At 43.3% G+C, this 7,402-nt stretch carries 7 protein-coding genes; 1 reads left to right on the top strand and 6 read right to left on the bottom strand.

Annotated elements, in window-relative coordinates; genetic code table 11:
* Nucleotides 1-75: 75 nt before the first annotated feature.
* Nucleotides 76-1,344, bottom strand: a complete 1,269-nt coding sequence (locus C3007_RS08635; RefSeq protein ID WP_103854075.1) for an AmpG family muropeptide MFS transporter — start codon at nt 1,342-1,344, stop codon at nt 76-78.
* 72 nt (nt 1,345-1,416) lie between these two features.
* Complete coding sequence (gene galE / locus C3007_RS08630) at nt 1,417-2,433, bottom strand: UDP-glucose 4-epimerase GalE (protein ID WP_103854074.1); 1,017 nt, start codon at nt 2,431-2,433, stop codon at nt 1,417-1,419.
* Between the two features lie 192 nt (nt 2,434-2,625).
* Between galE and C3007_RS08625 the strand changes: the two genes are divergently transcribed.
* On the top strand, nt 2,626-3,939 hold the full coding sequence (locus tag C3007_RS08625) for an NCS2 family permease (RefSeq protein WP_103854073.1): 1,314 nt from the start codon (nt 2,626-2,628) through the stop codon (nt 3,937-3,939).
* A gap of 92 nt (nt 3,940-4,031) precedes the next feature.
* Here C3007_RS08625 and pheA read toward each other — a convergent pair whose 3' ends face one another.
* The 4 genes from pheA to C3007_RS08605 form a co-directional block, all read right to left on the bottom strand.
* Nucleotides 4,032-5,195 carry a prephenate dehydratase gene (pheA, locus tag C3007_RS08620; protein ID WP_103854072.1) on the bottom strand — a complete coding sequence of 388 codons (1,164 nt, stop codon included), beginning with the start codon at nt 5,193-5,195 and terminating at the stop codon, nt 4,032-4,034.
* 233 nt (nt 5,196-5,428) lie between these two features.
* Nucleotides 5,429-6,436: an NAD(P)H-quinone oxidoreductase gene (locus C3007_RS08615; RefSeq protein WP_103854071.1), complete on the bottom strand. Its 1,008-nt coding sequence runs from the start codon at nt 6,434-6,436 to the stop codon at nt 5,429-5,431.
* 10 nt (nt 6,437-6,446) lie between these two features.
* Nucleotides 6,447-7,076, bottom strand: coding sequence for an NAD(P)H-binding protein (locus C3007_RS08610; protein WP_103854070.1), 630 nt, complete (start codon nt 7,074-7,076; stop codon nt 6,447-6,449).
* A 59-nt stretch (nt 7,077-7,135) separates the two neighbouring features.
* Nucleotides 7,136-7,402: SDR family oxidoreductase (locus tag C3007_RS08605; protein ID WP_423716526.1), on the bottom strand; the 267-nt coding region annotated here is incomplete at its 5' end.

The raw sequence follows: 7,402 nt of genomic DNA, 5'->3' as shown, positions 1-7,402 counted from the left end.
AATTTTGCTAATAAAAAACTGAGTTTTTTCAGAAATTGCATTACTTTCTCCTAAATTTCTTCGTCAATAGACGTACTACTCTACTTGATTCCAAGGGGCAACTTTAACTAAGCATAACATTCCAGGGATCGCGAGCCAGAAGCAAAGCCAGAAATAATCATAGTAACCCAGCCAATCGATCAACGCGCCGGCTTGGGTGTTGAGTGTGGCTCTTGGCAGTGCGGCAAGGCTGGTGAATAAGGCAAGCTGAGTGGCGGTGTAAAGGGGATTGGTTTCCCTTGCCATAAAGGCAACAAAGGCGGCCGTACCTAAACCGATACCGATATATTCCGCGGCCACCACAAGGCTAAGCGACCATAAGGCGCGGCTATCTACGGTTTCAAAAGGCCCTTGTTGGGCGAGCCAGGCAAAGCCAAGAATGGTGATAATTTGCACAAATCCAAATAACCATAAGGCGCGGTTAATGCCCACTTTCAGCATTAAAACCCCACCTAGAATACTAGCGACCACCATTGGCCATAAAGAGGCATTTTTCACCACCAAACCGATCTGGGTTTTGCTAAATCCCATATCTAAATAGAAAGGGGAAATCAGCGCCGTTGCCATACTATCGCCTAATTTATACAGAAAAATAAACGCCAAAATCCCTAAGGCTGACCAAACGCCTTTGCGTTGAAAAAATTCGCGGAAAGGTTCGATAACACTTTCTTCTAAAGTGCGGTGTTTTTTTAGCGCAATATTAGGTTCGGTACTTAAAAATAGACACATTAAAATCCCCGGCAACATAAACATTGCGGTAATGATAAACACCGTTTGCCAAGGAAAATGATCCGCCAAAATCAATGAAAGCGAACCGGGGATAAGGCCAGCAATACGATAAGCATTAACGTGAATGGAGTTGCCTAAACCTAATTCATTGTCGGTTAAAATTTCTCGCCGATAGGCATCTAGCACAATGTCTTGCGTGGCGGAAAAGAAGGAGCAAAGCACGCCCAAAGCGGCGATTAAACTGAGTCCAAATTGTTTGCTTGGATCTAAAAAGCCAAATAATGCCAAGCTGATTAACAATAAAATTTGTGAGATCAGCATCCAGCCGCGGCGGCGACCTAAAAAAGGCGGCACAAAGCGATCAAGCAAGGGCGCCCAGACAAACTTCCACGAAAAAGGAAGCATTATTAGGGTGAAATAGCCCAAGGTTTTGAGATCGACATTTTCTGCGCGTAACCAAATGGGTAACAAAGAAACCAGAACATAGAGGGGTAAACCCGAGCTAAATCCCGTGAATACGCAGATTAGCATATTACGGCTGAAAATTTGTGAAAATAAATTCGGTTGTGTGGTCATAGCCATAAAGTGCGGTGTGTTTTTCAAACAAATTGTGCTGTAAGTTTCCTTACAGCACAATGAGATTAACGATTAATCACGATACCCTTGCGGGTTCTTTTTTTGCCAATTCCAAGTGTCTTGCATCATTTCCGTTAAGCCACGCTCCGCTTTCCAGCCTAATTCTTTGGCGGCAAGAGAAGGATCGGAATAGCACGTTGCAATATCCCCCGGACGGCGCGCCACTAATTGATACGGAATTTGAATATCGTTGGCTTGCTCAAAGGCTTTCACCATATCCAACACGGAATAACCTGTGCCTGTGCCAAGGTTATAAATGTGCAATCCCGCATCGTTTTGATGACGATCTAAGGCTTTTAAATGCCCAATTGCTAGATCCACAACGTGGATATAATCACGCACGCCCGTACCATCGTGGGTGTCATAATCACTTCCAAAGACGGAAAGTTGCGGTAATTTGCCGATAGCCACTTGGCTAATATAAGGCAATAAATTATTTGGAATACCTGCTGGATCCTCACCGATCAAGCCGCTGTGGTGCGCGCCCACTGGGTTGAAATAACGCAAAATGGTAAAGCTAAATTTATCTTCTGCCTTGGCAACATCCGTCAAAATTTGTTCTACCATCAATTTCGATGTGCCGTAAGGATTGGTCGTGCCACCCACTTTGCATTGTTCGGTAATTGGCACAATTTCAGGATCACCATAGACAGTTGCTGATGAGCTAAACACTAAATTCCACACGCCAGCCTTGCGCATTTCATCGACTAATACTAATGAGCCTGTTACATTGTTCATATAATATTCGATTGGCTTACGCACGCTTTCACCCACGGCTTTCAAACCGGCAAAATGGATTACGGAATCAATTTGGTTTTCTGCAAAGATTTTCTGCAACATTGCACGATCTAACACATCACCTTGGTAGAATTTCACCGCTTTGCCCGTGATTTCTTCCACACGTTGTAATGATTTCGCAGAAGAGTTGGATAAATTATCCAGCACCACCACGTCTTTGCCAGTATCTAATAATTCCACAACGGTATGAGAGCCAATGTAGCCCGCACCGCCAGTTACTAAGATAGCCATTTTTTCCTCGCTTTGATTATTATTACGATTATTGCGCGTTATTATAAACGATTTGTCAAACAAGCCCAAAAATTTCCGTAAAAATCACCGCACTTTCTATTAAGCAAACGTTTACTATTCTTTTCTTTTCTGTAAAATAGCGCCATTTTTTCAACAAGATTTTATTTTAACTTTATTAACGAAAGGAAATTTATGTTCGCAGAAAAACTTTTTGAGATCACCAAGCGTGGCTCAACGGTGCGCCAAGAAATTATCGCAGGTTTAACCACCTTCTTGGCAATGGTGTACTCCGTGATTGTGGTGCCAAATATGCTGAGCGCCGCAGGCTTTCCCCCTGAAAGCGTGTTTATCGCCACCTGTTTGGTATCGGGCTTAGGCTCTATCCTTATTGGCTTATGGGCAAACGCGCCAATGGCCATTGGTTGTGCTATCTCATTAACCGCGTTTACCGCATTTAGCCTTGTATTAGGGCAAGGCGTAAGCGTTCCTGTCGCACTGGGTGCTGTATTCTTTATGGGGATCGTGTTTACCTTAATTTCTGCAACAGGCATTCGTGCGTGGATTTTACGCAACTTGCCAGCCAGTATTGCACAGGGCGCAGGCATTGGAATTGGTTTATTTTTATTATTAATCGCGGCCAATGGCGTGGGCATTGTGGTGGGCAACCAAGCAGGCTTGCCAGTGAAACTTGGTGATTTCACCACATTCCCTGTGTTAATTTCCCTTGCAGGATTAGCAGCAATCATCGGCTTAGAAAGATTGCAAATCAAAGGCGGTATTTTGTGGGTGATTATTGCGATCACGCTTATCGGTTTGGCGGTTGATCCTAATGTGAAATTCAGCGGTGAATTATTCAAAATGCCAACTTTTGGTGAGCAATCATTGTTCCTTGAACTTGATTTAATGGGTGCATTACAACCTGCCATCTTGCCTGTGGTGTTCGCCTTAGTAATGACGGCGGTATTTGATGCGACAGGGACAATCCGTGCCGTAGCAGGGCAAGCCAATTTATTGGATAAAGACGGACAAATCATCAACGGCGGCAAAGCCTTAACTTCTGACTCCGTAAGTAGCTTATTCTCCGGCTTATTTGGTACAGCACCGGCTGCGGTATATATTGAATCTGCCGCAGGTACAGCCGCTGGCGGTAAAACCGGGATCACAGCCATTGTCGTGGGCGTGTTATTCCTATTAATGCTCTTTTTCCAACCACTCGCGAGCCTTGTGCCTAGCTATGCCACCGCACCAGCGTTAATGTATGTGGGCTTACTAATGCTTAGCAACGTAAACAAATTAGATTTTTCTGATTTCATCGGCGCAATGAGCGGCTTAGTTTGCGCGGTATTCATCGTTCTTACTGCAAATATCGTCACTGGCATTATGCTTGGTTTTGCTACTCTTGTGATTGGGCGAATCATCAGCGGTGAAGTGAAAAAACTCAATATCGGCACAGTGTTAATCGCAGTCGCATTATTAGCATTCTACTTAGGTGGCTGGAACATTTAATTTCTTATCAAAAAATAAGTGCGGTGGAAATTTTTTAAATTTTTCCACCGCACTTTTATCTATTATGCCTTGTATTTTTAGATTTTACCTGCTTAATTTACTTCCACAGGCTTTACAATCTCACTCGGATAGCAGCCGAGAATTTTTAGGTAGTTGCTGTGTTCTTGCAATTCTTCTAACGCTTGTTGCACTTCTGGGTTGTTGATGTTGGCATCAATTTCAAGATAAAACATTTCGTCCCACGGCTGACCATAAATCGGGCGGGATTCCAGTTTCGTCATATTAATATTATGTTTTTTAAACACCAATAACGCGTCCACCAGTGAGCCTGCTTGGCGTTTATTTGTCGTCATTAATAACAGGGTTTTAGTGTGAATTTGTGGCGATACCACCACAGGTTCTTTGGCAATCACAATAAAACGTGTGATGTTATTCTCTTGGTTGGCAATGTTGCTTTTCAGCACGCGTAAGCCATAAAGATGACCGCCATCTTCATTCCCCAATGCCGCAATATTTGGCTTGTTCAGGCTTGCCACTAACTGCATTGCGTGCGAGCTGCTTTCGCAATATTCGATATGTACACGATCAAGGCTACGAATAAACTGGCTGCATTGCTGGATCACTTGCGGATGGCTGTATAGGGTTTCAATTTGGCTTAACTCACTGTGTTCCGTTGCGAGTACGCAATGTTTGATCGGGTATGCCAATTCACCAATAAGCGATAAATCCGTATGCTGTAACAAATCATAGACTTCATTAATTGAACCTGAAGTCGTGTTTTCCAGCGGCAAAATGCCGTAATCCGCCTCGCCATTTTGCACTTTTTCAAACACTTGCTCGAAAGAGCTACAACTCAGCTCAATGAACGGTTTTTGATAACGGGTTGCATAACTGCGTGCCGCAAGATGAGAATAAGATCCGCGTTTACCCAAGAAAGCAATGTGGCTATTTTGCTCACGCTGTTCATTGAGTTTCTTTTGCAAATAGGCTTGCTGAGTCAGCACAGAATCTTCAATAATTTTCTGGAAAATTTGCGTGATATATTGTGGATCAAGCTGATAATTTTCATTTTCAGAAAATTGAATCAATTCTTGTAATAATTGTTGCTCACGCTCCACATCACGCAAGGCTTTCTGCGTGATTTCCTTACTACGCACCACGTCATAAGCCAAACGATGACGCTCCGAAAGTAGTTTCAATAAACTGCGGTCAATTTGGGTGATTTGTTGTCTAATTTCTGCTAAATCCAGTGCCATTTTGTTATCTCGGTTATAGGGGATTGGGGTAGGATAAACAAGATTTTATTTGAGATCAAATGAATGTGTGTTTCTTTCAGTGATTTGAATTGAGAATGTAGTTAAGGTGAATTTTAAAGTGCGGTGAGAATTTTTTGAATTTTTAAAATTCATTGAAAAATCACCGCACTTTATCGTTTGGCTAATTACTTATTTATCACAAAGAAAATCAATGCACCTAAAAATAAATCGCCCTATTCCCCCTTACCAAACGCCAACATCACCTTGCCAATATGCGTGCCTTTATCCATTTCTTGGTGCGCTTGTTGAACATCTTTAAAATCAAACACTTGATGAATTATTGGCTTGGCGATTTGTTCGTTTTCTAATTTGCCCCAAACATTTTGTTGTAGCGATTGTGCGATTTCCGCTTTTTCAGCTTTAGTGCGGCTACGCATTGTTGATCCAGTGATATGGGCGCGTTTTAAGGCGATTTGTAATAAATCTACGTTTTGTGCTACTGCACCGCCCATAAAACCGATTAAAAACAATCTGCCATTTTGTTTTAAGCAAGCTAAATTTCGTTGGAAATAACTCGCGCCGACCACATCTAAAATCGCGTCAATTCCGCCCGCACTTTGAATAACTTCGGCGAAATCTTGCGTTTTATAATTAATCGCAACCGCACCATATTGTTCAACAACGGCACATTTTTCTGCATTGCCTACGGTAGCGTAGGTTTTAATGCCTAGGCTTTGTGCGATAGCGAGCGCCGTTAATCCAATGCCACTTGTTCCGCCGTGAACTAACAGACTTTCCCCTGCTTTAACCTGTTGTTGCATAAACAAATTTCCCCAAACGGTGAAAATCGTTTCGGGCAGCGCGGCGGCTTCTAGCAACGAATAATTTTTAGGAACGGGTAAGGCTTGGCTGGCTGGCACAAGGCAATATTCGGCATAAGCACCACCGTCCGTTAAAGCGCAAACTTTATCGCCTAGCTGAAATTCACTCACACCTTCACCCACCGCAACCACTGTGCCTGAAAGCTCCAAGCCCATAATGGGCGTAACGCCTTTAGGCATTGGATACAACCCTTGGCGCTGCATAATATCAGGGCGATTTACTCCAGCATAAGCCACTTTAACCAGCAGCTCACCTGCTTGCGGAGTGGGAACGGCAGCTTGTTCTATAAATAACACATCGGGCGCGCCCGCTTCTCGCATATTAATTTGTTGCATTCTGTGTGGTGTTGTTTGTGGCATTTTATTTTCCTTACATTTTACTTGGATAATAGATTTTTACTTTTTCCTGATGATCTTGCGCTTGTTCAATTAATTTTTCCGCAATTTGCTGCCCTGTCATTGAGCGATAATCCGCAAGGACATTGGCTGGTAAAAATTTAAACAGCCACGCTGCGATCTTTTCTCCTAAACGAAAATCAGCACGTTCGCCTAGAATTAATGAAGGCCGCGTAATTTGCAAGCAATTTAGTTGTAATGCTGTGAGTGCCTGTTCCGCTTTTCCTTTGGCTTGGTAATAAAACAAGTTTGACTGAACATTGGCGCCGATCGCTGATACAAAAACAAAACAAGGTGCATTCGCTTGTTTGGCTAAGGTTGCCAAGGCGATGGGATATTGCACGTCCACTTTAAGAAACTGTGCTTTGCTACCCGCTTTTTTCAAGGTAGTGCCAAGGGTGCAAAAGACTTCGTCCACTGCAGGCATAGTTATATTTTCAAGCTGATCAAAATCAATTTGTTGAACAAGAATTTTGGGGTGAGAAAAGGTTACCGCTCGGCGAACCCAAAGGATAATCTGTTGATAGCGCGGATCTTCGCATAATAATTCCACTAAGGCCTTGCCCACCACGCCCGTTGCACCTACAACTAATGCTGTTTTCATTATTTTCTCCAATGAAAATGCCGTTAAAAAACGGCATTCTGTGATAAAAATGGGGTAAATTAAAACTCTTGCACCGTTGGGCGAACGGTGATTTCATTCACGGCAACGTTGTCTGGCTGTTCCACCGCATAAGCAATGGCACGGGCAATGGAGCTGGCTGGAATTTCGTGGGCAGCATAGAATTTTTGCACGCGTTCGCGAGATTCTGGATCGCTGCTGCTGAATTTTAATTCGCTTTCAATCGCCCCTGGGTAAAGGGTGGTTACGCGGATATTATGTCCTGCCATTTCCGCTCGCAACCCTTCGCTAATGGCTTTCACAGCGAA

The sequence above is a fragment of the Avibacterium gallinarum genome, assembly GCF_002921135.1.
GTDB lineage: Bacteria > Pseudomonadota > Gammaproteobacteria > Enterobacterales > Pasteurellaceae > Avibacterium > Avibacterium gallinarum.
This window is presented reverse-complemented; position numbering and strand designations above follow the sequence as displayed.

Bases quoted from the DNA above. Each gene is read 5' to 3' on its own strand.
- C3007_RS08635 (WP_103854075.1), bottom strand. From the start codon at position 1,344: ATGACCACACAACCGAATTTATTTTCACAAATTTTCAGCCGTAATATG.
- galE (WP_103854074.1), bottom strand. From the start codon at position 2,433: ATGGCTATCTTAGTAACTGGCGGTGCGGGCTACATTGGCTCTCATACC.
- C3007_RS08625 (WP_103854073.1), top strand. From the start codon at position 2,626: ATGTTCGCAGAAAAACTTTTTGAGATCACCAAGCGTGGCTCAACGGTG.
- pheA (WP_103854072.1), bottom strand. From the start codon at position 5,195: ATGGCACTGGATTTAGCAGAAATTAGACAACAAATCACCCAAATTGAC.
- C3007_RS08615 (WP_103854071.1), bottom strand. From the start codon at position 6,436: ATGCCACAAACAACACCACACAGAATGCAACAAATTAATATGCGAGAA.
- C3007_RS08610 (WP_103854070.1), bottom strand. From the start codon at position 7,076: ATGAAAACAGCATTAGTTGTAGGTGCAACGGGCGTGGTGGGCAAGGCC.